This window comes from Kribbella polygonati, from assembly GCF_050320105.1.
Taxonomy (GTDB): Bacteria; Actinomycetota; Actinomycetes; order Propionibacteriales; family Kribbellaceae; genus Kribbella.
In genome coordinates this window covers 4,536,919-4,558,796 of sequence record NZ_CP190129.1, presented here as the reverse complement: position 1 = coordinate 4,558,796, position 21,878 = coordinate 4,536,919, and the positions used below count along the sequence as shown (strand labels likewise).

The window sequence follows — 21,878 nt, the reverse complement described above, 5'->3', positions numbered from 1 at the left end:
GACCTTACGACCGGAACGGCTGATTCCGGGGGTATTTCTCGCGTATGCTGTGCGGCATGCATTCACTTCGTGACTAGAGAGCGGCTCCCGTCCTGAGCCCCCGTTCCGTCGTGAATCCCTAGGAGCGTTCTCGTGTCCGGCACTCTTCGTGCCGGGAGCTACCGTGACGTCCTGCTGTTGCCGTCGGCGCTGCGCACGTTCGTGCCCGCGCTGCTCGGCCGGCTGTCGTACGGCCTGCTCCCGTTGTCCCTGCTCATGACCGTCCGCCACTCCACCGGCTCGTTCGCCACGGCCGGCGCCGCGGTGGCCGTCTTCGGCATCAGTTCGTTGTCGATGCCGTACAAGGCCCGCCTGGTCGACCGCTACAGCCAGCGCCGGGTCCTCCCGTTCCTGGCCGCCGGCTCGTCAGCCGGGTTGTTCCTGATCTCCGGTACGCCGCACGTCGCCGTACTGCTCGTTCTGGTCGGTGTGACCGGGCTGCTGGCGCCGCCGCTGGGGCCGTCCATGCGGTCGAACTGGCGCCTCCTGACGGACGGCCTGCCGCTCAAGGAACGCGCGTACGCGCTGGACGCGGTCGCGGAGGAGTGCCTGTTCCTCGGCGGACCGCTGATCGCCGGCACCCTGATCGGGGTGTTCGCCGCACCGGTCGCCCTGGCCTGCTCGGCGGCTCTCATGCTCGTGGGCACCCTGGCGATGGTCACAAGCCCGGTCACCACCTACACCGCGCCACCCGCGCCTGGCAGGCACCTACTAGGCCCGCTGGCCCTTCCGGGGCTCCGCCGGATCCTGCTGGTCATCCTGCTCACCGCAGCCGGCATCAGCACGGCCTACCTCTGCGTAGCCGCCGTAGCGCAGCAGGCCGGCCACCCTGGCGCCGCTGGGTACGTCGAAGCAGCCATAGCAGCCGGCAGCGTCGTAGGAGGCATCCTCTGGGCCCGGCGCTCCCACACGCGCTCCCCGTCGACCCACCTGGCCGCTCTCATCGCCGTACTGGCCGCTGGTCTACTCACAGCCTCCGTGGCGCCAGGCCTGATCCCACTCGCAGCAGTACTGGGCGTAGCAGGCGCCGCTGTAGCACCACTCTTCGTAGTCGCCTACCTGGCGGCGGACACGGTCACCCCACCGCACCAGCACACCGAAGCCAGCACCTGGATCAACACAGCCAACAACCTGGGCTCCGCAGCCGGCTCAGCCACCGCCGGCGTCCTGGTCCAACACACCACCCCAACCTGGGGCTTCCTCGCCGGAGGGGTGCTCCTGGCCTTGGTAGCGCTCAGGCAGGCGCGGGGGTAGGGGATTCGTTGCCGTTGTCGGGGTGGGCGTTGGCGATTCGGGCGACCGCCTCGTCGGGTTTGCGGCCGGCGCGGCGGGCCGCTTCGACGTGCAGGCGGGCCAACTCGATCACCTGGCGGGAGACCTTCACGGTCCGCTTGTCAGCCATGGTCACTGTCTCCCTCGACGACCTCGATGTCAGCTTCCGCAATATCAGCGTACGCGTCCGCACCGACCCGGTCGATCGCGACGGCCGCGGTCAGCGCGGCGACCAGGTCGTAGTCCTCCGGCTGTAACAGCTCCGACCGCATCAGTGAGCGGAGCGTGACCACGCCGGCGTCCGTCCCGGCGTCCTCGCCCTCGAGGATCTGCTCGACCGCCCAGCGCACCATCCGCATCGTCTCCTCGCGGTGCCGCCAGGTGTCGAGCTCGCGGTCGGACTTCCGGGTCAGGTACGCGCCGAGCACCACGCCGCCGAGCGCGAGCAGCGGCGACAGCACGGTCATCACGACCCCGACGACCGAGATCCAGGTGGGAATCACAGACACACCCCAGCAGTCACCAGCGTCCTCCGAATTCCATGGTCTTGAACGGTCGATGATGCTACGAAGGAGCATTCCAGTATCGACGGACCAGGATGACAAGGAGCAGTGTCACCGTGACGGACGAGCAGGACGGGTACGACGTCTTCGTACAGGGCACCGTGTTCTACGACATCGTCATGACCGGCCTGGCGTCCGCCCCGACCACCGGTACCGAGATCTTCGCCGAAGGCATGGGCTCCTGCCCCGGCGGCGTCGCGAACTTCGCGATCGCGGCCGCCCGGCTCGGCCTGCGCAGCGGCCTGGCCGCGGTCTTCGGTGACGACGTGTACGCCGACTTCTGCTGGCGCACGCTCGCCGACCAGGAGGGCGTCGACCTGTCGCACTCGCGCCGGATCGGGCACTGGCACTCGCCGGTGACGGTGTCGATGTCGATCAACCGGGACCGCGCGATGGTCACGCACGCGCACGAGGCGCCCGGCGACCCGAGCAAGCTGGTCGGCCCGGGGCTGAAGACCCGTTCCGCGATCGTCCCGGTCGCGGAGGAACTGCCCGGCTGGACCGTCGAGGCCCGGGAGTCCGGCGCGCTGCTGTTCGGGGACGTCGGCTGGGACCCGACGGACGAGTGGTCACCGGCGGTGCTCGACGTACTGGACGGTTTCCACGCCTTCACGCCGAACGCCGACGAGGCGATGGCGTACACCCGGACCGACACCCCGAAGGCCGCGCTGCACAAGCTCGCCGAGCGGGTCCCGCTGGCGGTCGTGACGAACGGCTCGGACGGCGTACTGGCGATCGACTCGGCCACCGGCGAGGAGGAGCAGGTCCCGGCGCTGCCGGTGCACTCCTACGACCCGACCGGCGCCGGCGACGTGTTCCTCGCCTCACTCGTGCTCGGCACGCTCCGCGGCTGGCCGCTCGCGCACCGGCTGGCGTTCGGCAACCTGTGCGCCGGGCTGTCCGTGCAGCACTTCGGCGGATCGCTGGCCGCGCCGGGCTGGGGCGACATCATCGACTGGGTCCGCGACCACAGCCGGCACCGCCCGGGCGACGTCGATCCCGACGTACTGCGGCACTACGCGTTCATCGGCGACGTACTGCCGGCCGGCCCGGTGCCGATCGTCCGCCGGGCGTCCGCGACGATCGCCCGCCAGTCGGACGCGTAGAACGTCCGTTTCAAACACACCGGGTATCGGACGGGGGTGCGCGCAGCGGCAGGTCTGGTCGGCGGCACGCCGTGGAACGCCTAGACTGATCGCCGGCCGCTCCGGTGGCGTACGGTGCACTTCGTGGTTACCGTCGCGTCGCTCCCTGTTCCCGACCACGGCCGGATGAACCCGTGATCCGCTTCGAGAATGTTTCCAAGACGTACGAGGGCCAGTCCAAGGCCGCTCTGCTGAACGTCAACGTCGAGATCGAGAAAGGCGAGTTCGTCTTCCTGGTCGGCACCTCCGGGTCCGGCAAGTCGACGTTCCTGCGCCTCGTGCTCCGTGAGCACCGGACCTCCAAGGGCCACATCATGGTGGCCGGCAAGGACCTGAACCGGCTCGCCAGCTGGCGGATCCCGCAGATGCGCCGGCAGATCGGAACCGTGTTCCAGGACTTCCGGCTGCTGCCGAACAAGACCGTCGCGGAGAACGTCGCGTTCGCGCTGCAGGTGATCGGCAAGCCGCGGTCGCACATCCGCAAGACGGTCCCCGAGGTGCTCGAGCTGGTCGGTCTGGACGGCAAGGAGGACCGGCTCCCGGACGAGCTGTCCGGCGGTGAGCAGCAGCGGGTGGCGATCGCCCGCGCGTTCGTGAACCGGCCGATGATCCTGATCGCCGACGAGCCGACCGGAAACCTCGACCCCGGTACGTCGGTGGGCATCATGAAGCTGCTGGACCGGATCAACCGGACCGGTACGACGGTCGTGATGGCCACCCACGACGTGTCGATCGTGGACCAGATGCGCAAGCGCGTGATCGAGCTGGAGAACGGCCATGTCGTCCGCGACGAGTCGCGCGGCGTCTACGGCTACCAGCACTGACCAGGGGACTGACTGACTGATGCGCTTGAACTACATCCTCTCCGACCTGGGTATCGGCCTGCGGCGGAACATGTCGATGACGATCGCGGTCGTCGTCACCATCTGGGTCTCGCTGTCGCTGTTCGGCAGCGCGCTGCTCGCCCACGAGCAGGTGAACCTGATGAAGGGGAACTGGTACGACAAGATCCAGATCTCGGTGTTCCTCTGCACCAAGGACTCCGGCGGCCGCGGCTGCTCCGGCGCCGAGGTGACCCAGGAGCAGAAGAACCGGATCCAGCAGGTCATCGAGCAGAACCCGGACACCGCGCCGGACGGCGTGTTCACCGAGTCGAAGGCGCAGGCGTTCGAGTCGTTCAAGAAGCTGTACAAGGACTCGCCGATCGTCAGCACGGTCACCCAGGACCAGATGCAGGAGTCGTTCCGGATCCGGCTGAAGAACCCGCAGAGCTACCAGAACCTGGTGAGCGCGGTCTCCGGCCTCCCGGGCGTGGACACGGTCCAGGACCTCAGGCAGTACCTCGACCCCCTGTTCAAGGCACTGAACTGGCTCCAGGTCGGCTCGTACGCCGGTGCGGCGCTACTGCTGGTCGCCGCGCTGATGCAGATCGCGAACACGATCCGGCTGGCGGCGTACGCGCGCAGACGCGAGATCGGGATCATGCGGCTCGTGGGTGCGTCCAACTTCTACATCCAGCTGCCGTTCCTGCTCGAGGCGGTGCTGGCCGCGATCATCGGCGCCGCGCTGGCCTGCGGCACGCTGTGGATGATCGTGTACTTCATGGTCATGCGCCAGGCGCAGTCGACGTTCCGGGTCTGGCAGTGGGTCGGCGCGTCCGAGACCTTCCAGGTCACGCTGATCATGGTGCTGGTCGGCCTGGTGCTGGCGGTCATCCCGACATTCCTGACAACGCGGAAATACCTCAAAGTCTGACCCCGGTGACCTATCGTGCAGTATCAGGAGTCACACGAGTAACTCCTGTACCGCACGAAAACTTCATCCAGAGCAAGGGGTCGACCTGTGGTCCCGCACTTCCCCGGTGCGAACCCGCCAGCGCGGGGGAGCATCAAGCGAGACGACAGCACCGGTACCCCCGCCCCGCCGTACCCGCGATCACGTACCAGACCGCGGGGGCGGCAGACTGTGGTTACCGCTTGCTGCCTTGTCCTGTCCCTGTCCGCCGGCGTCCTGGCCGCGGTCCCGTACGCTCCGTCCGCGGAGGCGCGACCGCCGGATCCAGCCGCCAAGAAGAAACAACTCGACTCGCAGATCAACCAGTCCAAGGCTGATCTCGACGACGCCTCCGACCAGCTCGGCAAGTCCGTTGCCGCGTACAACCAAGCCGTCATGAAGTACCAGGCCGTGCAGGCCCGGTACGCCGTCGCGCAGGGGCAGCTCGCCGCCGCGAAGGCCGCCGACGCGGTCGCCGCGGGCAAGCTCGCCGCGGCCGAGGCGGCACTCAGTACGGCGACCTCCGACGTGGCGGCCGGTCAGCGGCAGATCGCGGAGAAGCGGTCGATCGCCGGGCGCGCCGTACGGTCGGCGTACCAGCAGCAGAACGGCCTGGTCGGGCTGTCGATCGTGCTCCGCGGCGCGGCGCCGGCCGACATCGCGACCGGCATGCAGGTCCAGCGGAACGTGTTCGGCATCCAGAGCAACGCGATCTCCGACCTGAACACCGCGCAGGCGCAGCTGGCCAGCAAGCAGGTCAAGCTCGCGGCCGCGGAGAAGGACGCCGAGTCCGCTCGCATTGCGGCAGCCGCGACGGTCAAGAAGGTCACGGACCTGACCAAGCAGGTCGCGGCCGACCGGGCGGAGGCGGCAACGGTCGCGGCGGTCAAGCTGACCGCGTTCAAGGCCGCGGAGAAGGAGAAGAACTCCGAGCTCGCGCAGTACAACTCGCTGCTGAAGGAGCGGAACCGCGTCCAGCAGATGCTGATCGCGCAGGCGAAGGCCGAGAAGGCCGCCGCCGCCCGCCGGAAGGCGGCCGCCGAGGCGGCCGAGCGGGCCAAGGCGCGCAAGGAGCACCGGAAGCCGCGGAACGTGCCGGACCCGGTGCCGACCGGCGACGGGCGTCTCGGGTATCCGGTCAGCAGCTACATCACGTCGCCGTACGGCATGCGGTTCCACCCGGTGCTGCACATCTGGAAGCTGCACGACGGCACCGACTTCCGCGCACCCTGCGGTACGCCGGTCCGCGCCGCGGCCGACGGGGTGGTGACCGACAAGTACTTCAACGGCGGGTACGGGAACCGGCTGTTCATCTCCCACGGGGTGATCGGCGGGCACTCGATCACGACGGTCTACAACCACCTGTCGAAGTACAAGGCGCACGTCGGCGAACGGGTCAAGCGTGGCGAGATCATCGCCTGGTCCGGGACCACCGGGTACTCCACCGGGTGCCACCTGCACTTCATGGTCTACAAGGACGGCACCGTGGTTAATCCGATGGGGTGGCTCTGAGGTATCTGGGATACTGGCCGGATGGTGAAACAGTCCGGCCGGGAGAAGCCGATCGCGCAGAACCGCAAGGCGCGACACGACTACCACATCGATGACGTGGTGGAGGCCGGGCTGGTGCTGACCGGGACCGAGGTCAAGTCCCTCCGGCAGGGCCGGGCCTCCCTCGTCGACGCGTTCGCCGCCGTCCGCGGGAACGAGCTGTGGCTGCAGGGGATGCACATCCCGGAGTACAAACACGGCACCTGGACGAACCACGAACCCCGCCGTACGCGCAAGCTGCTGCTGCACAAGGACGAGGTCCAGAAACTGATCCGCGCCGTCGAGCAGCAAGGGGTGTCGCTGATCCCGCTGTCGCTCTACTTCAAGGACGGCTACGCCAAGGTCGAGCTGGCCACCGGGCGCGGCAAGAAGGACTACGACAAGCGCCACGCCCTCGCCGAACGCCAGGCCAACCGAGAGGCCCAGCGCGCTCTCTCGGACCGCCGCCGCGGCTGACCTGGGGTCCGGTCAGGGGTTGGTCCGGGCTGAACCCGATGGGGTGGGGGTGTCCGGGCGCGCACAGTGGAGGCATGTCCACTTCAGAGTTGCTGGTGACGTCGGCGCAGCGGGATCGGGCCGTCGAGATCCTCAAAGAGATGTACGCCGACGGCCGCCTCGACCACATGGAGTTCGATCTCCGGCTGGACAAGGCCCTGAAGGCGCGGACCCGGGCCGAGCTGAACAGCACGTTCGACGGCCTCGTGTCCCGCCCGGTGCCGACGTTCGCCCCGGCCGCCTTCACCCGGCCCGCGCCGCTGCAGACGTACCAGGGCGACGGCCGCGGGATGGGCACGATCGCGCACTGGCTCGGGTACCCGACGTTCTTCGTCGGCCCGGCGCTCGTCGTCGCGACGGCCGGCCAGAAGAACCCCGCCGTACGCCGGCACGCCGTCGAGGCGCTGAACTTCCAGCTGACCGCGGCCGGGGCGTTCGCGCTGCTCGGGGTGATGACCGGGTTCACGCACGGGTTCCTCGGGTTCCTGTTCCCGATCCTCGGGATCCTCTGGTTCCTGCTCACCGGCATCGGCGGCCTCGCGACCGCGGCCGGCGGCAAGTTCCGGTACCCGTTCACGCTGCGGCTGATCAAGTAGGCCCTACCCTGCTGGAATGGGCGTTCCGGTCGGGGTGCGGTGGGAGGTCGGCGCGTTCCTCGGCCTGACCGCGGCGACCGGGCTGATCGACGCCGTCAGCTACCTGAAGCTCGGACATACCTTCGTCGCGAACATGACCGGGAACGTGGTGTTCCTCGGCTTCGCGGTGGCGCCCGGGTCGGGCTTCCGGCTCGGGCCGCCGGTGGTCGCCGTACTGGGGTTCGTCCTCGGCTCGCTGCTCGGCGGCCGGGCGGCGCGGTTCCTGGAGGCACGGCCCCGGCGCTGGCTCGGGATCGCGTTCGGCGCGCAGGCCGGGGTACTGCTGTTGTGCGGGCTGCTGGTCGGGGTCGGCGTACTGCGGGATTCCGGCGGGACGTCGTACCTGCTGATCCTCGCGCTGGCGGGCTGCTTCGGCCTGCAGAACGCGACCGTACGGCACGTGGCCCCGAAGGACATGACCACGACCGTCCTCACACTGACCCTCACGGGCCTCGCCGCGGACAGCGTCCTCGGCAACGGCCGCGCGGCCCCGCCGTACCGCCGCCTCGGCTCGATCTTCGCAATGCTCGCCGGCGCCGCCGCCGGAGCGTTGTTACTCCAGGTGACCATGGCCTGGGTGATCGTGCTCGCCGGCGTGGTGGTCGCGAGCGCGGCAACGATCTTCCTCCTGGCACCCGCCGACTGAGGGAATGTCAGGTGCGGGCGGCTGGTTGGACTTGGTAGTGTGGTCCTTCCACCGCGGTACGGGTGGGAGTTTGACAACTCAACAGGGGGTGAACGGTTTCGACTTTGGACGTATGTTCGAAGCGAAGCGGGCCGAGGATCCAGGGTTATCTCGTTAACGATCTCTGGAAACCAATAAGTGCCAACGTTAAGCGCACTGACCTCGCTCTCGCCGCCTGACGGCCTGAGCACCTAAAGAGGTGGTCAGCCCGGGGATGCTCTCGCCCCGGTCACTGGCCTCATTTAGAGAGCTTGCTTTGTTAGCCCGGTCACGGGGCTAACACGGGACATTTACAGTGACTGAGCCTGTCAGCGAGATGTCTGTACAAACGCTGGGGCCGAGAAAAGCGCCATTCAGACTGCGCCCGGAGAAGTCTTGGAGCAACGCCGAAGGACGCGGGTTCGATTCCCGCCACCTCCACCCCTTGAGAACGCGCAGGTCAGCTCCGGCTGACCTGCGCGTTCTGCTGTCTAGCGAAGGTCTTCGAGGTCGAGCCTGACGGAGAACGGGTCACTGGCCGCGAAGGTGCCGCCGCTGACTTCGGCGTCGAGGTAGCCGAACTTGTCGGTGAGATGGCAGGCGAGCAGGGAGACGGGGTCCTGGAGGTCGACGATCCAGTAGTGGGGGATGCCGGCGTCGGCGTACTCGGCTCGCTTGACCACATTGTCCGTACGGCGCGAGCCGGGGGAGACGATCTCCATCACGACGAGGATCTCCGACGCCCGGATCAGCCCGCCTTCGGCGCGGACCCGTGGGCGCGCGGAGCGCCGTACGACGATGACATCGGGCCGCCGGGAGAATCCTGGCTGATCGGCCGGGACGAGTTCGAGATCGACGTCCACATCGGTGATGACCTCTAGATCCTGCGGCAGTTGCGGCATCAGCTGCAGTGCGATCCGCAGCGCGGCCATGTTGTGGTCCGGGCTGGGGCCCGGCGACATCACAAGATTGCCCTCCATGAGCTCAGACCGGCCGATGTCGTCCTCGCCGAGCGACGCATACTCGGCAACGGTGAGCAGATGGGCGGGCGGCAGCGGAACTGCTGTCATGGTCTCCTCCTCATCTCCAGCGACCATTGTTCCATGCGTCCGCGGATCGGCTGCGTATCCGAACTCCGGGCGAGCTCGCGCTGTTGCTCCGCAACCCGCCGCCGCCCGCGGGGGCCGAGCAGCAGATCTGCGCTGGCTGCTTGGCTGTCGGCCGCGTTGGCGTCACCTGTCGACGACGAGACGGCGCGCTGGGACCGGGCGGCGCGGCTGCTCGGTGACGACCTGGCGCGCCGGCTGGAGATGCGTGCCGTGGCGGCGGAGCTCGAGCTCGACTACGACCGGTTCCGGCGGGTGTTCCGGGAGCGGTTCGGCAGGTCACCGCTTGCCTACCGCAACGATCGGCGGCTCGAGGTCGCGGCGACGTTGCTACGGGCCACCAATCTGACCTGCCGGGAGATCGCCCGGCGGATCGGGTTCGCCGACGAGTTCCACCTGTCCCGGCGGTTCCGCGGCCGGTACGGGGTGTCGCCGACCGGCTACCGGACCGGACCACGCGGGTGACGTCCGTTGGTAGGGTCGAAGGGTGCTGAATCCCGCGGTGGAGCCGAGGTTGGATCATCTGGTGTTCGGGACTCCGGATCTGCGGGAGACGGTCGAGGAGTTCGCGGCGGCGACCGGGATCCGGCCGGTGGACGGTGGGCGGCATGTGGAGCTGGGCACGCGGAACCAGCTGGTCGCGCTGGGGCCGGCGTCGTACCTGGAGATCGTGGGGCCGGACGTCGAGAATCCGCGGCCGTTGGGGTCGGCGCCGTTCGGGGTGGATCGGCTGGTCCGGCCGCGGCTGGTGACGTGGTGTGTGCGGCCGGCGGCGATCGAGGAGGCGGTGTGGGCGGCACGGCCGGCGGGGGTGGACTTCGGGGCGGTGCGGACCGTCGGGCGGGTCACTCCGGCGGGTACGGCGTTGAGCTGGCAGGTCGCGGCGGTCGATCCACCGCCGTACGACGGGATCGTGCCGTTCCTGATCGACTGGGGGACGACCCGGCATCCGGCGACGACCGGGGCGCCGACCGTGGAGCTGCTGAGCTTCCAGGCGACCCATCCGAAGCCGGCCGACGTCGCGACCGTGATGGACGCGCTGGGGATCAGCTTGATCGTTACAACAGGACCGTCGGGGCTGGAAGCCACCGTTGCCGGGCCCGCGGGGACTTATCTCCTGCGTTGACGTCTGTTTCGGCCTGACCCGTTCGTCGGTGGATCGACGAAAGGATTCGGACATGCTGCATGAGGTCAACGGGGTCGCGTTGTGGGTGGACACGTTCGGGGAGCCGTCGGATCCGCCGGTGCTGCTGATCGGGCTGAGCTGGCCCGACGAGTTTTGTGCCCGGCTCACCGGGCGGTACGTCGTGCGGTACGACCTGCGCGACACGGGCCGTTCGACGTACGTCGACCCGGACGCGCCGACGTACGACCTGCGGGACCTGGTCGCCGACGCGGCGGGGCTGCTCGACGGCCCGGCGCACGTCGTCGGACTGGGCGTCGGAGGGTTCGTCGCGCAGTTGCTCGCCCTCGATCATGAGGTGGCCTCGCTGACGCTGGTCTCCACCCGCGCCGTCGCGCCCGGGCCGATCAACGCCGACCTGGAGGACCACGATGCGACGGTGATGGGGCAGCTGTTCGGTCGGGCCGCGCCGGACTGGACCGACCGGGACAGCGTGGTGGACTACATGACCGGCTCGGCGCGGCTGCTCGCCGGTTCGGAAGGTTTCGACGAGCAGGACGTGAGGACGTGGGCGGGCCGCGTGTTCGACCGGTCCGGCAAATCCGCGGCGGCACAGCGCGCGAGCCATCTCGGCACGACGTTCGCCGCCATCGACTGCGGACCGCGCTGGCGCGAACGGCTGCCTGGCATCACGGCCAAGACCCTGGTGATCCACGGCGACGAGGACCCGTTCTTCCCGCACCAGAACGGCGAGGTCCTGGCCGCCGAGATCCCGAACGCCAGGCTCCTCACCCTCGCCGGCATCGGCCAAGGTCTCCCACGCGCCACCTGGCCGACCGTCGTACCGGCGCTGCTCAGCCACACGGCGTAGCGGGTCGCGGGCTGCGTACGTCGGACCGGCCGCCCGGGGACCGGCCGCGACGAGGGGGTGTCGTGGACCGGACCGGTACGGCGTCCGGATCTTGTGGGGTGCGTCCGGCGCAACGGTGACGTACGCAGCATGTTCCCCTGGTGACAGCGTGACGGCGGACCTCGCCCCGGGGCAAGGAAGATGACCGGGCCGTCATCGAGTGGACACCACCTAGGCAGGCAACCTGAGAGCGAAGACGGCGCCGCCGGCCGGGTCGTTGCGCGCGGTCAGGGTGCCGCCGTGGGCGATCGCGGCGGACCGCGCCATCGCGAGGCCGAGACCGGTGCCCATCCGGCCGTTCGGTGCGATCCGGTGCCAGAACCGGTCGAACACGTGCGGCAGATCGAGCGGGTCGATTCCGGGTCCGGAGTCGGCGACCTCCACGACGCACCACGGGCCTTCGCGGGTGCAGCGCAGGCTGATCCGGCCGCCGGCGGGGGTGAAGTTGACCGCGTTCTCGACCACCGCGTCGAGGGCCATCTCGATCCACTCCGGGTCGGCGGTGATCGTGCCGGTGAACGCACAGTCGACCTGCCAGACGTGGTCCTGGTTCGCGGACCAGTTGGCCGTCAGCTCGCGGACCAGGTGGCACAGGTCGAGCGGCTGGGTGGACAGCCCGTCGCCCGCGTCCAGGCGGGCGACCGCGAGCAAGCGGTTGGACAGCGCGGACATCCGTTCGAGCTGCAGCATCGCGACCGACAGGTCCGAGCGGACCTCGGCGTCCAGGTCGGCCGCGGCCGCCAGTTCGAGGTGCCCGCGGGCGATCGTCACCGGCGTACGGATCGCGTGCGAGGCGTCCCGGAAGAACTCGCGTTCCCGCTCGACCGCCCGCAGTTGCCGGTCCGCCATCCCGGCCAGTTCCGCGACCGCGGCGGCGCGTCGGCGTACGTGCCAGATCATCACCAGCAGGACCAGCGGCATCAGCGGGATCTCGGCGAGTTCCGCGCTCGCCAGCCGGCCCTCCGACGCGTGCGACGCCATCAGCCAGCCGCTCAGCAGCGTGATCACCGCGGTCGCCGCGAGAGTCGGGACGACCGGCCAGCTCCGGTACGCGTACGCGATCGCGACCGCCAGGAACATCAGGTGGAACGGCCCGGCCTCGTGACCGGGCAGCGCGATCATCAGCCCGAGCATGCCGACCACGACCGCCGCGACCGCCACGTCGATCAGCGCGCTGACCGGCGGCGCCGCCTCACGCACTCTGGAGCTGGTAACCGACATTGCGCACCGTCACGATCAGCTCCGGCCGGATCTTCGACCGCAACCGGCCGACGCAGACGTCGACGACGTTCGTCGAAGGGTCGAAGTCGTAGCCCCACACCTCGGACAGCAGCTCCTGCCGCGAGCAGACGACGTCCGGGTTGCGCATCAGGTACCGCAGCAGCAGGAACTCCCGCTTCGGCAGCGCCGTCGGCCGCCCGTCGACAAGCAGCTGCCGGGCCTCCAGGTCGAGGATCAGGTCGCCGACCCGCAACTGGTTCTTCCGCCGGTGCGACGCGTCCTCGCCGAGCCGGCCGCGAACCCGGGCGATCAGCTCCCGGATCGCGAACGGCTTCGCCAGGAAGTCCACCGCCCCCTGCTCCAGGCACCCGATCCGCAGATGGACGTCGGCGGTCGCGGACAGGATCAGCACCCGGAACCCCGGATCCTGCGCCAGCAACGCCGACAGCACCGCCTCCCCGTGCATCCCCGGCATCACCAGGTCCAGCACGATCAACGCCGGCCGCTGCTCCAGCGCCAGCCGCAGACCCCCCAACCCGTCGGTCGCCCCCAGCACCTGATACCCCTCCGCCTCGAGCGCCCGCCGCACGAACCGGATCAGGTCCGGCTCGTCGTCAATCACCAGAATCTTGGTCACCCGGCCCCCCTCAGGATGATGACCACCCGCACCGCTGCCGCCATTCTCGAATCTCCCACCCACCCACGGAAGCCCCCACCACACTTTCGTCCCACTCCCTGGCGATTACCTCGGCCGCCTGACCGGCACCGACGGTCGACACTCGTCCGGTCGCGCTCCGTAGCCAACCTCCCTAGGCTTGGCGCCGATGGGGGGTGCCGTGGTCGATCCACGCAACGAGGCGGTGCTGGTGCGGAGGGGCGCCGAGTTCGTCGACAAGACGCTGGAGATCAGCGCGCTGCGGCCGGCGGACGGGCAGGTCGAGGTCACCTACCGCGGTTCGAGGACGTATCCGTACAAGCCGGACAATGTGCGGCTGCTGACGGCCTCCGAACGGTTCGTGCCGAGCGTCGGGGACCTGCTCGAGGTCGACGGTGAGGTCTGGGCGAACGGCCTCGAGGCCAGCACGTTCGCCACCGCGGAAGGCCTCGTCGCGCACATCCTGTATCGCCACAGCGGCGGCGAGCGCTGGACCACCCGGCCCGTGCAGGAGGTCCGCGTTATCGGCAGCTCGACGTCCGATCCACGGGTCGGCAGCGTTCTCGCGTACTGGCAAGGGCTGGTCGGCCGGCTCGCGCAGGACGATCCGCTCCGCCGGGTGTACCAGTCGTTGAGCTTCGTGCATGACGAGAGCGTGCTGACGCGGTACCTGGTCGCTGCACCGATCCTGACGCGGGAGCTTCCGGTGCCGGTGATCTACCCGTTCCGGAGCAACCTGAGCCAGCGCGAGGCGGTCGAGCACGCGCTGACCAGCTCGATCTCGGTGATCGAAGGCCCGCCGGGGACGGGCAAGACCGAGACGATCCTGAACATCATCGCGAACATCGTCGCAACCGGTGCGGGCACCGTCGGGGTCGTCTCGTTCGGGAACTCGGCGGTCGACAACGTCCGCGAGAAGCTCGACGAGCTCGGCTTCGGGCACGTCGTCGCGCGGCTGGGCCGCAAGGAGTTGATGGACACGTTCTTTGCCGAACAGCAACAGCGCAACGCCCGGGTCGCCGACCTCCAGGATCGGGTGCCCCAGCCTCCGCCGCAAGACCGGCTGAAGGACGTCGACACCCGCCTGCGTCGGCTCCAGCGGGCCGAGCGCGAACGGGCGCGCCTCCGCCAGGAGATCGATGCGTACCGGCTGGAACTCCAGCACTTCGAGAAGCATGTCGAACCCGGCGACCTCGCGCAGCTCGACCGGCTTCCGCTGCTGCGCCGTTCGTCCGACCGCATCCTCGACTACCTGGCCGAGTCCACAGTCCAGCAGGGGCGACGGGTCGGCCTCGTCGGCCGGGTGCGGCAGTACCTGCGGTACGGATCGCTGCGCGGGCTCGACCCGGACGACGCCGACGTCGTACTGCGGCTGCAGCGGACCTTCTACGAACGCCGCCTCGCGGAACTCGCCGCACAACTGGCCCGCGCGGACGCCGAGCTCAGCAAGGCCAACTTCGACGGTCTGGTGGAGGAGCACCGGCAACTGTCGGTCCAGGCGCTGCACGCGGCGCTGGGCGAGCGGTACGCCGGGCAGCGGAAGACCTACGAGGCGAGCAAGTACCGGACCGGGTTCGAGGACTTCGCGGCCGACTACCCGGTGGTGCTGAGCACCTGCCACTCCCTGCGCCGGAACCTTCCGGAGGGGTACCTGCTGGACTACCTGATCATCGACGAGGCGTCGATGGTGGATCTGCTGGCCGCGGGTGCCGTACTGGCGTCCTGCCGCAACCTGATCGTGGTCGGCGACCTGAACCAGCTGGAGCCCGTCTTCAACGAGCGCGCGCTCGGAGTCGCGGCGCCGTACCCGAACTACGCGTACGAGCAGAGCATCCTCGCCTCGATCCGGAAGGTGTACGCCGACGTACCGCGGACCCTGCTCCGCGAGCACTACCGCTGCGATCCGGCGATCATCGGCTTCTGCAACAAGGCGTTCTACGACGGCCGACTCGTGCCGTTCACCCGGAGCCACGGGGAGCGGCCGATGCTCGTCGTACGGACGGCCGCGGGCAACCACATGCGAACGCTCACCGGCCGGGGCAACTTCAACCAGCGCGAGATCGACGTCGTTCTCGATCAGGTGAAGGCCGGGGAGTGCGCCGGGCTGGCGCCGGAGCAGATCGGGATCACGTCGCCGTACCGCCTGCAGGTGGACAAGCTCACCACCCAGCTCCGCGACCCGATCGACGCCGACACCGTGCACAAGTACCAGGGCCGGCAGCGGGACGCGATGATCATGAGTACGGTGCTGGACGAGACGAAGTACGGCCACGTCGGCGTCAAGTTCGTCGACGGCCGGAACCTGGTCAACGTCGCGGTGTCGCGGGCGGTCCGCAAGTTCGTGCTGGTGACCAACCAGTCCGAGTTGCCGAGGACCCGGAACATCCGGGACCTGATCGGCTACATCGACTACCAGGCGCTGGACGACGGCGTGGTCGACAGCGAGATCGTCTCGGTGTTCGACCTGCTGTACCGCGAGTACAGCGAGCGCCTGCGTCCCTTCGCGGACCGGCTGCGGGACGACCTGCGATGGAAGTCCGAGAACATCATCTGGACGCTGCTGCACGAGATCGTGGCCGAGCCGCCGTACCGGCATCTGACCGTGGTCGCGCAGCTGATGCTGAGCAACCTGATGAGCGGCATGCCGCGGCATGCCGAGCTCACCGAGGAACAGGCGTCGTTCCTGGAGCACATGTCCTCGGTCGACTTCGTCGTCTACAACCGGATCAGCAACCGGCCGGAGCTCGGGATCGAGGTCGACGGGTTCAAGTATCACGAGAACAACCCGGAGCAGCTGGTCCGGGACGGGCACAAGAACGCGATCTTCGCGGCGTACGGGATGCCGTTGCTGCGGCTGCCGACCACGGGGAGTGGTGAGGCGGCGCGGATCCGGGCGGAGCTGGACCGGCTGCAGACCTGAGGCGTGCCAGGCGCGTGTCAGTGCTGTGTCAGTGGGGTTTGGCATGCTGGTGGTGTGGGTGAGATCGAGGTGGTGGGTGGGGTCGCGGTCGAGAGTTTTGGGGCCGGGCCGGGGGTGGTTGTGGTGCCGGGGACCAATCGGCGGGCGCATCACTACGCGGCACTGGCGCGGGAGTTGGCTGGGGCGCACACGGTGCATGTGGTCGAGCGGCGTGGGCGGGGGGAGAGCGCGGCGCGGGGTACGTCGTACAGCGTCGAGGCTGAGGTCGACGACGTGCTCGGGGTGCTGGAGCGGACCGGGGCGCGGGTGGTGTTCGGGCACAGTTACGGTGGGCTGATCGCGTTGCACGTGGGGTTGCGGCAGGCGCTGGACGCGTTGGTCGTGTACGAGCCGGGGGTCAGCCTGGACGGGTCGTTCGACCTGAGCTGGATGGACGCGTTCAACCGGAAGGTCGCCGACGGGCGGTTCGTGTCCGCGATGACGACGTTCCTGAAAGGCGCGCGGCTGTTGCCGTTCCGGGCGACTCCGTTGCTGTGGGCAATCTCCGTGCTGCTGCTGTACGGGCGCGAGGAACGGGACCTGATGCCGCTGACGCCGGCCGAGCTCGGCGAGATCGCGCGGCTCGACTCCGACGGCAGCCGGTACGCCCGGATCGCCGCCCCGACACTGCTGCTCGGTGGTACGAAGACCCCGGCGTACCTGACCGGCGTACTCCCGCAGCTCGCGAAGATCCTCCCGAACGCCGAATACTCGATCCTCCCCGGGCTCGACCACAACGCCCCCGACGAAACCGCCCCGGACGAGGTCGCCCGCCAACTCCGCCAGTACCTGGTCCGCCAGAGCCGCTAGCCTCGGCAGGTGGACAGGCCGGTTGGGGAGTTGTTGCGGGAATGGCGTCGGCGGCGCAAGCTGAGCCAGCTGGAGCTGGCGAACCAGGCGGACGTGTCGGCGCGGCACGTGAGCTTCGTGGAGACCGGGCGGACGGTCCCGAGCAGTGCGATGGTGGTGCGTCTCGCCGAGCAGCTCGGCGTGCCGCTGCGGGAGCGTAATCGGCTACTCGTCGCGGCCGGGCATGCGCCGGTGTACCGGCAGACGGCGCTCGACGACCCAGACCTGACCCGGGTCCGCGCGGCGCTCGAGCCGTTCCTCCAGGCGCACGCGCCGTACCCGGCCGTGGCCGTCGACCGACGGTGGAACCTGCTGCTGGCCAACGACTCGTTCAACGCGTTCCTCGCCACCGTCGACAAAAAGTTGCTCGAGGCACCGGTCAACCTGATGCGGCTCGGCCTGCACCCGGACGGACTGGCGCCGCGGATCGCCAACCTCGAACAGGTCCGCGGGTACCTCCTGCCCCGCCTCGCCCGCCAGGCCGCGGCCACCGGCGATCCCGTGCTGCACCAGCTGTACGACGAACTCGTTGCCCACGGCCCCGTCGTACCCGCGCTGCCGGACCCGGCCGAGATCGCGCTCCCGATCCATCTCCGGCACCGCGGCGTCGAGCTGACCTTCCTGACCGCGGTCACCACGTTCGGTACGGCGTTCGACATCACGCTCGAGGAGATCGCGGTCGAGACCTACCTCCCGGCGGACGCGGTCACGGCGGCGTACCTAACGCAGTGGGCGGAACGTGCGTCGTAGGTCGTCGGTCCATTCCGTTGGCAGCTCCCACGGAATGAAGTGCCCGCCGGACGGATGCGCGGTGATGTCGGTGTGGTTGTACCAGGCCGCGCGATCACTGGCGAGGAAGTGCTGGACGCGCTCCTCGGGCGTGTGTACGCCGGGCGGGTCCTCGTGGCCGACGAACGTGATCCCGGTCGGCGCCTCGACGACCGGCGTGCGGTCGTGCGACGGCGTCCACGGGTACCGGTTGTTGTTCGCGTACGTCCGGATCGAGGTGTCGATGGCGTTCCCGGTCCAGAAGATCGTCGCGTGCGTGAGCAACTCGTCGTCGGTGAACGCGTCCTCGCTCGCCGCCCAGCTCAGCCAGCGCTCCATGATCCACGCGAGCATCCCGGCGGGCGAGTCCGCGAGCCCGAAGCCGAGGCTGCTCGGATGCAGCACGTGCGCCGCGAGATGGGCCGCGAACCGGCGCTCGAGGTCCACGATCCGCTGGTGGATCTCCGGAGGCAGGCCCGCCGGGATCGGGTTGCCGCCGCTCAGGTCCCAGCCGCGGTCGCCGTTGAACAGCGTCAGCTTGAGCGCCGACCCGATGTGGATCCCGTACAGCTCGCCGGCGTACTTGTGCCCGAGCTGCCCGCTGATCAGCGCGCCGACGTCGCAGCCGGCGGCGGCGTACTTCGGGAACCCGAGGACCCCGGTCATCAGCTCGTGCCAGACGTCGGCGATCTTCCAGTAGTTCATGTCCGGTGGCGTCGGCGTCGAGTACCCGAACCCCGGCAGTGACGGCACGATCACCTCGAACGCGTCGGCCGGGTCCCCGCCGTACGCCGCCGGGTCCGCGAGCCGGTCGATCACCTTCGACCAGTGCCAGAACGTCCACGGCCAGCCGTGACTGAGGATCAGCGGCACCGGGTCCGGGCCGACGCCCGGCCGGCGGAGGAAGTGCACGGGTACGTCGCCCACCTCGACGCGGAAGTGGTCGTACCGGTTGATCGCCTTCTCGGCCGCACGCCAGTCGTAGCCGTCGGCCCAGTACTCGACGAGCGGCTGCAGGCGGGTACGGCGTACACCGTAGAAGCCGTCGTCGTTGCCCGCGTCGCGCGGCCACTTGGTCGCGCGCAGCCGGCGGCGGAGGTCGTCCAGGACGTCGTCCGGCACAGCGATCGGGGTCGGGATCATCGGGGGTCCTCCGCGAGTTCGGTCAGGCGGTGGAGCACGTCGATCGAGCCGGCGAGTACGGCGCGTTCGGCCGGCGTCAGGCGGTCCACCAGCGCGGTCAGTTCGGCGACGCGGTTCGCGTGCCGGGAGTGCACGAGTTGCCGGCCGTCGGCGGTCAGCGAGAGCAGGCTGGCGCGGCCGTCGGTCGGGTCCGGGTCGCGTTGCAGCAGGCCGTCCTGCTCGAGCTTCGCGACGAGGCTGGTGAGTGCGGGTTGCTTGAGCTGCTCGGTCGCCAGCAGGGCGGTGAGTCGCAGCGGGCCGTTGCGGTCCAGGGTGTGCAGGACGGACAGCGCCGAGAAGTTCAGCCGGCGGACGGACGGCAGCCGGATGAAGATCGTGTTGAAGTCCTCGATGACCGTGGTCAGCCGGTCGACGTCCAGAGCGCTCACGGACGCGACTATACATCGATTTTCGATGTTTACTTGCTGAGGATCACCTTCGGGACCGTGAACGTGGTGCTGCCCGACTTGAACGCGAGCACCGCTTGGGTCGCGCTGTCCGGCAGGTGGCCGTTGAACGTGATCGTCCCGTGCTCGGCGGCACCCGCGTCGATCCGGCTCGGCCAGGAGCTCTTGCCCGGGTCCGCGTGCAGCGCGGTGCCGTCGGCGGCCGTGAACGTCGTACCGTCGATCGGGATCGTGAACGCCTGCTTGCCGCTGTTCGCGACCTGGACCTCGATGCGGGTGAAGTGGCTCGTGTACGTGACGTTCTCGACCGTGACGGTGATGCCGGAGCCGGCCTTCGCGACCGGTTTCACCAGGCGGTCGGCGCCGGATTCGTTGCCGGTCAGGTAGCCGGCGACGTACTCCGTGCCGGCGGTCAGGGCGAACCCGCCGACGCCGATGCCGACGAGGACGATCGCGATCGCGATCAGGACCGAGACGTCGAACCTGCCCGGGCGGTGCGGCTTGGGGGCGGCCGCATCGATCAGGGCGAGGACCATGCCGGCGACGAGCGCGATGCTCGGCGCGATCAGCCAGCGGAGCATGCCGCCCGGGCCGGTGCTGAAGAAGCTGGCGATCAGGTTCACGAGCAGCCCGAGTACGACGGTACCGCCGGAAACGATCAGCACCCGCGGAAGGCGCACGGTGCCGACCGCCTGGGGGTCGCCGTACTCAGCTGAACGATCGCCTGTCTGTCGCCCAGATCGATCGCCCGCCTGTCGCCCGGATCGATCGCCCGCCTGTCGCCCAGGAAGCCGACCGGGCTGCTGCCCTTCACCCGCCTGCTGTCCGGGGTGTCCGTCGCCCGCCTGTCCGGGGTGTCCGTCGCCCGGCTGTTGTCCGGGGCGCGCGTCGCCGGGCTGGTCGCCGCCTCGGGTGTCGCCCGGGTGCTGAGCGGATCGGCGGTCGGTGGGCCGGGCGGCTCCGGGTTGCTGGTCCGGTCGGCCGTCGGCGCGGCGGTCCGTGGGGGCGGGCCAACTGTCGGACTCGTTCCAGTTCGGCTGGGACTGGTCGATCTGCCCGGAAACCTCCCACGGCGACCGCACCGGCTCCGGGTTGTCCGCCGACGGATAGGCCGCCCACATCCCCCCGTCCCGCCCGTCGAACCCAGGCACCAACCCAACAGGCCCCGCCTCCCGCTCCCGATCACCCGCCGGTGCGGCGTCCGCGGACGGGTGGATCCCAGGCACGGCATACCCGTCCTCACCGAACCCACCCACCGAACCCCGCGCGTCGCCGGGTTCGGCGTATGCCGCGGCTGCAGGGTCGGGGTACGCCGGGTCGGCGGGCTGGGGGTATGGCGGTGCGTCGGCGGGGTCGGGGTGTGAGGGTGCGCTGGCGGGGTCGGCGTATCCCGCGCCTGGCGGGTCGGCGTACGCCGGGTCGGCTGGAGGGTCGGTGTAGGCAGGGTCCACGGGTGCGGGGTATGGCGGTGCGTCCGCGGGGTCCGGGTGCGAGGGGTCGGCGGCGGGCTCGGCGTATGCCGCCGCGGCTCGGGGGTCCGGGTACGCCGGGTTCGCAGGTTCGGGATATGGCGGTGCGTCGGCGGGCTCGGCGTGCGAGGGTGCGCCGGCGGGTTCGGCGTATGCGGCCGCTGGAGGGTCGGCGTACGCGGGGTCCGTGGGTGCGGGGTATGGCGGTGCGTCGGCGGGTTCGGGGTGCGAGGGTGCGCCGGCGGGTTCGGCGTACGCCGCGGCTGGCGGGTCGGTGTACGCGGGGTCCGTGGGTGCGGGGTATGGCGGTGCGTCGGCGGGTTCGGGGTGCGAGGGCGCGCCGGCGGGTTCGGCGTACGCCGCGGCTGGAGGGTCGGCGTACGCGGGGTCCGCGGGTGCGGGGTATGGCGGTGCGTCGGCGGGGTTGGCGTGCGAGGCGGCGTCGACGGGTTCGGGGTATGGCGCCGCGGCTGGGGGGTTGGGGTACGTGGGGTCGGGGTGTGGACCTGCTGCTGGAGGGGTGGCGGGTGTTGCGGGTGGGTGGGTGGGGGTGGCCGCCGGGTGGGGGTGTTCGGGGGTGTCGGCGTGGAAGGTGAGGATGGAGCGGCCGATGTGGATGCGGTCGCCGTTGGTGAGGGGGGTGGGGGTGGTGAGGCGGTGGCCGTTGAGGCCGGTGCCGTTGCGGGACTCGTCGTGGACGGTCCAGGTGGTGGCGTCGCGGGTCAGGCGGGCGTGGATGCGGGAGATCTGGTCGTCGGCCTGGAGCCGGATGTCGGCGTTCGAGGCACGCCCGATGGTGATCGTGGTGGCGCCGGAGGGTAGCGGCCAGCGCTGGTCGTCCAGCGACAGCACGAATTCGGTTTCCACTCACACCCCAGCCGGCGTCGTCCTGATCGCGATCCGTCGCGCCGCGCGAGGCGTCGCACCCCGCGGCAGCCGACCCGTCTGCGCGATTCTGCCATTCACACCTGCCCCAGACCACCAGCAGTTCGCTGACCGCGCAAGTTGACGACTGTCCGCGTCGGCACCCCCGCGCGCCGTGATGATTCTCAGCTTCCCCGACCTCATGTCAGCGCTAAGTAGCGCTGACAA

22 protein-coding genes and 1 other RNA gene are annotated in these 21,878 nt (G+C 69.7%); 15 read left to right on the top strand and 8 right to left on the bottom strand.

The genetic code is table 11. The annotated features are described in order from the left end of the window. Window positions 1-132 precede the first annotated feature (132 nt). Window positions 133-1,293, top strand: coding sequence for an MFS transporter (locus tag ACQHIV_RS21610; protein ID WP_427884784.1), 1,161 nt, complete (start codon window positions 133-135; stop codon window positions 1,291-1,293). On the opposite strand, the gene ACQHIV_RS21605 is transcribed toward ACQHIV_RS21610, so the two are convergent. Both ACQHIV_RS21605 and ACQHIV_RS21600 read right to left on the bottom strand, forming a co-directional pair. Further along, complete coding sequence (locus ACQHIV_RS21605; protein WP_427884783.1) at window positions 1,274-1,441, bottom strand: hypothetical protein; 168 nt, start codon at window positions 1,439-1,441, stop codon at window positions 1,274-1,276. The genes ACQHIV_RS21610 and ACQHIV_RS21605 overlap by 20 nt on opposite strands. Further along, on the bottom strand, window positions 1,434-1,814 hold the full coding sequence (locus tag ACQHIV_RS21600) for a hypothetical protein (protein WP_325037698.1): 381 nt from the start codon (window positions 1,812-1,814) through the stop codon (window positions 1,434-1,436). The genes ACQHIV_RS21605 and ACQHIV_RS21600 overlap by 8 nt, the downstream gene beginning before the upstream one ends. Window positions 1,815-1,930: 116 nt before the next feature. On the opposite strand from ACQHIV_RS21600, the gene ACQHIV_RS21595 reads away from it, so the two are divergent. The 8 genes from ACQHIV_RS21595 (at window position 1,931) to ssrA (ending at window position 8,581) form a co-directional block, all read left to right on the top strand. Continuing rightward, complete coding sequence (locus tag ACQHIV_RS21595; protein ID WP_427884782.1) at window positions 1,931-2,980, top strand: carbohydrate kinase family protein; 1,050 nt, start codon at window positions 1,931-1,933, stop codon at window positions 2,978-2,980. A 173-nt stretch (window positions 2,981-3,153) separates the two neighbouring features. Further along, the gene (gene ftsE, locus ACQHIV_RS21590; protein WP_077013482.1) at window positions 3,154-3,843 is read left to right on the top strand and encodes a cell division ATP-binding protein FtsE; all 690 of its coding nucleotides are present in this window, start codon (window positions 3,154-3,156) and stop codon (window positions 3,841-3,843) included. A 19-nt stretch (window positions 3,844-3,862) separates the two neighbouring features. Next, complete coding sequence (ftsX, locus tag ACQHIV_RS21585; RefSeq protein WP_427884781.1) at window positions 3,863-4,774, top strand: permease-like cell division protein FtsX; 912 nt, start codon at window positions 3,863-3,865, stop codon at window positions 4,772-4,774. Window positions 4,775-4,984: 210 nt separating this feature from the next. Next, window positions 4,985-6,304: a peptidoglycan DD-metalloendopeptidase family protein gene (locus ACQHIV_RS21580; protein WP_427884780.1), complete on the top strand. Its 1,320-nt coding sequence runs from the start codon at window positions 4,985-4,987 to the stop codon at window positions 6,302-6,304. Between the two features lie 21 nt (window positions 6,305-6,325). After that, the gene (smpB, locus tag ACQHIV_RS21575; RefSeq protein ID WP_344198611.1) at window positions 6,326-6,799 is read left to right on the top strand and encodes an SsrA-binding protein SmpB; all 474 of its coding nucleotides are present in this window, start codon (window positions 6,326-6,328) and stop codon (window positions 6,797-6,799) included. Between the two features lie 74 nt (window positions 6,800-6,873). Beyond that, on the top strand, window positions 6,874-7,434 hold the full coding sequence (locus ACQHIV_RS21570; RefSeq protein WP_380191568.1) for a DUF1707 and DUF4870 domain-containing protein: 561 nt from the start codon (window positions 6,874-6,876) through the stop codon (window positions 7,432-7,434). Between the two features lie 16 nt (window positions 7,435-7,450). Continuing rightward, complete coding sequence (locus ACQHIV_RS21565) at window positions 7,451-8,119, top strand: DUF1275 family protein (protein ID WP_427884779.1); 669 nt, start codon at window positions 7,451-7,453, stop codon at window positions 8,117-8,119. A gap of 84 nt (window positions 8,120-8,203) precedes the next feature. Further along, window positions 8,204-8,581, top strand: a transfer-messenger RNA (tmRNA) gene (ssrA, locus tag ACQHIV_RS21560). A gap of 47 nt (window positions 8,582-8,628) precedes the next feature. Here the strand turns inward: ssrA and ACQHIV_RS21555 are convergent. Next, window positions 8,629-9,207 carry a Uma2 family endonuclease gene (locus tag ACQHIV_RS21555; protein WP_427884778.1) on the bottom strand — a complete coding sequence of 193 codons (579 nt, stop codon included), beginning with the start codon at window positions 9,205-9,207 and terminating at the stop codon, window positions 8,629-8,631. A gap of 156 nt (window positions 9,208-9,363) precedes the next feature. Between ACQHIV_RS21555 and ACQHIV_RS21550 the strand changes: the two genes are divergently transcribed. The 3 genes from ACQHIV_RS21550 to ACQHIV_RS21540 are packed head-to-tail and all read left to right on the top strand — an operon-like array spanning window position 9,364 to window position 11,237. Then, the gene (locus ACQHIV_RS21550; protein ID WP_427884777.1) at window positions 9,364-9,708 is read left to right on the top strand and encodes a helix-turn-helix domain-containing protein; all 345 of its coding nucleotides are present in this window, start codon (window positions 9,364-9,366) and stop codon (window positions 9,706-9,708) included. Window positions 9,709-9,730: 22 nt separating this feature from the next. Then, a complete protein-coding gene (locus tag ACQHIV_RS21545; RefSeq protein WP_427884776.1) occupies window positions 9,731-10,369 on the top strand; it encodes a VOC family protein in 639 nt (212 codons plus the stop codon). 52 nt (window positions 10,370-10,421) lie between these two features. Next, the gene (locus ACQHIV_RS21540) at window positions 10,422-11,237 is read left to right on the top strand and encodes an alpha/beta fold hydrolase (protein WP_427884775.1); all 816 of its coding nucleotides are present in this window, start codon (window positions 10,422-10,424) and stop codon (window positions 11,235-11,237) included. Window positions 11,238-11,447: 210 nt separating this feature from the next. Here ACQHIV_RS21540 and ACQHIV_RS21535 read toward each other — a convergent pair whose 3' ends face one another. After that, a complete protein-coding gene (locus ACQHIV_RS21535) occupies window positions 11,448-12,476 on the bottom strand; it encodes a sensor histidine kinase (RefSeq protein WP_427884774.1) in 1,029 nt (342 codons plus the stop codon). Beyond that, window positions 12,469-13,134 carry a response regulator transcription factor gene (locus ACQHIV_RS21530; RefSeq protein ID WP_427884773.1) on the bottom strand — a complete coding sequence of 222 codons (666 nt, stop codon included), beginning with the start codon at window positions 13,132-13,134 and terminating at the stop codon, window positions 12,469-12,471. The genes ACQHIV_RS21535 and ACQHIV_RS21530 overlap by 8 nt, the downstream gene beginning before the upstream one ends. Window positions 13,135-13,321: 187 nt before the next feature. On the opposite strand from ACQHIV_RS21530, the gene ACQHIV_RS21525 reads away from it, so the two are divergent. Genes ACQHIV_RS21525 through ACQHIV_RS21515 form a run of 3 tightly spaced genes read left to right on the top strand, consistent with a single transcriptional unit; the run spans window position 13,322 to window position 17,710 of the window. Beyond that, the gene (locus ACQHIV_RS21525) at window positions 13,322-16,072 is read left to right on the top strand and encodes an AAA domain-containing protein (protein WP_427884772.1); all 2,751 of its coding nucleotides are present in this window, start codon (window positions 13,322-13,324) and stop codon (window positions 16,070-16,072) included. 54 nt (window positions 16,073-16,126) lie between these two features. Further along, window positions 16,127-16,921, top strand: coding sequence for an alpha/beta fold hydrolase (locus tag ACQHIV_RS21520; protein WP_427884771.1), 795 nt, complete (start codon window positions 16,127-16,129; stop codon window positions 16,919-16,921). A 9-nt stretch (window positions 16,922-16,930) separates the two neighbouring features. Beyond that, window positions 16,931-17,710: a helix-turn-helix domain-containing protein gene (locus ACQHIV_RS21515; protein ID WP_427884770.1), complete on the top strand. Its 780-nt coding sequence runs from the start codon at window positions 16,931-16,933 to the stop codon at window positions 17,708-17,710. Here the strand turns inward: ACQHIV_RS21515 and ACQHIV_RS21510 are convergent. From ACQHIV_RS21510 to ACQHIV_RS21500, 3 genes are read right to left on the bottom strand one after another with little or no spacing between them, the layout of a single operon-like run. Next, on the bottom strand, window positions 17,681-18,871 hold the full coding sequence (locus ACQHIV_RS21510; protein WP_427884769.1) for an epoxide hydrolase family protein: 1,191 nt from the start codon (window positions 18,869-18,871) through the stop codon (window positions 17,681-17,683). The genes ACQHIV_RS21515 and ACQHIV_RS21510 overlap by 30 nt on opposite strands. Continuing rightward, window positions 18,868-19,299, bottom strand: a complete 432-nt coding sequence (locus ACQHIV_RS21505; protein ID WP_427884768.1) for a MarR family winged helix-turn-helix transcriptional regulator — start codon at window positions 19,297-19,299, stop codon at window positions 18,868-18,870. The genes ACQHIV_RS21510 and ACQHIV_RS21505 overlap by 4 nt, the downstream gene beginning before the upstream one ends. Before the next feature lie 29 nt (window positions 19,300-19,328). Beyond that, window positions 19,329-21,653: an FHA domain-containing protein gene (locus ACQHIV_RS21500; RefSeq protein ID WP_427884767.1), complete on the bottom strand. Its 2,325-nt coding sequence runs from the start codon at window positions 21,651-21,653 to the stop codon at window positions 19,329-19,331. Window positions 21,654-21,878: the final 225 nt, after the last annotated feature.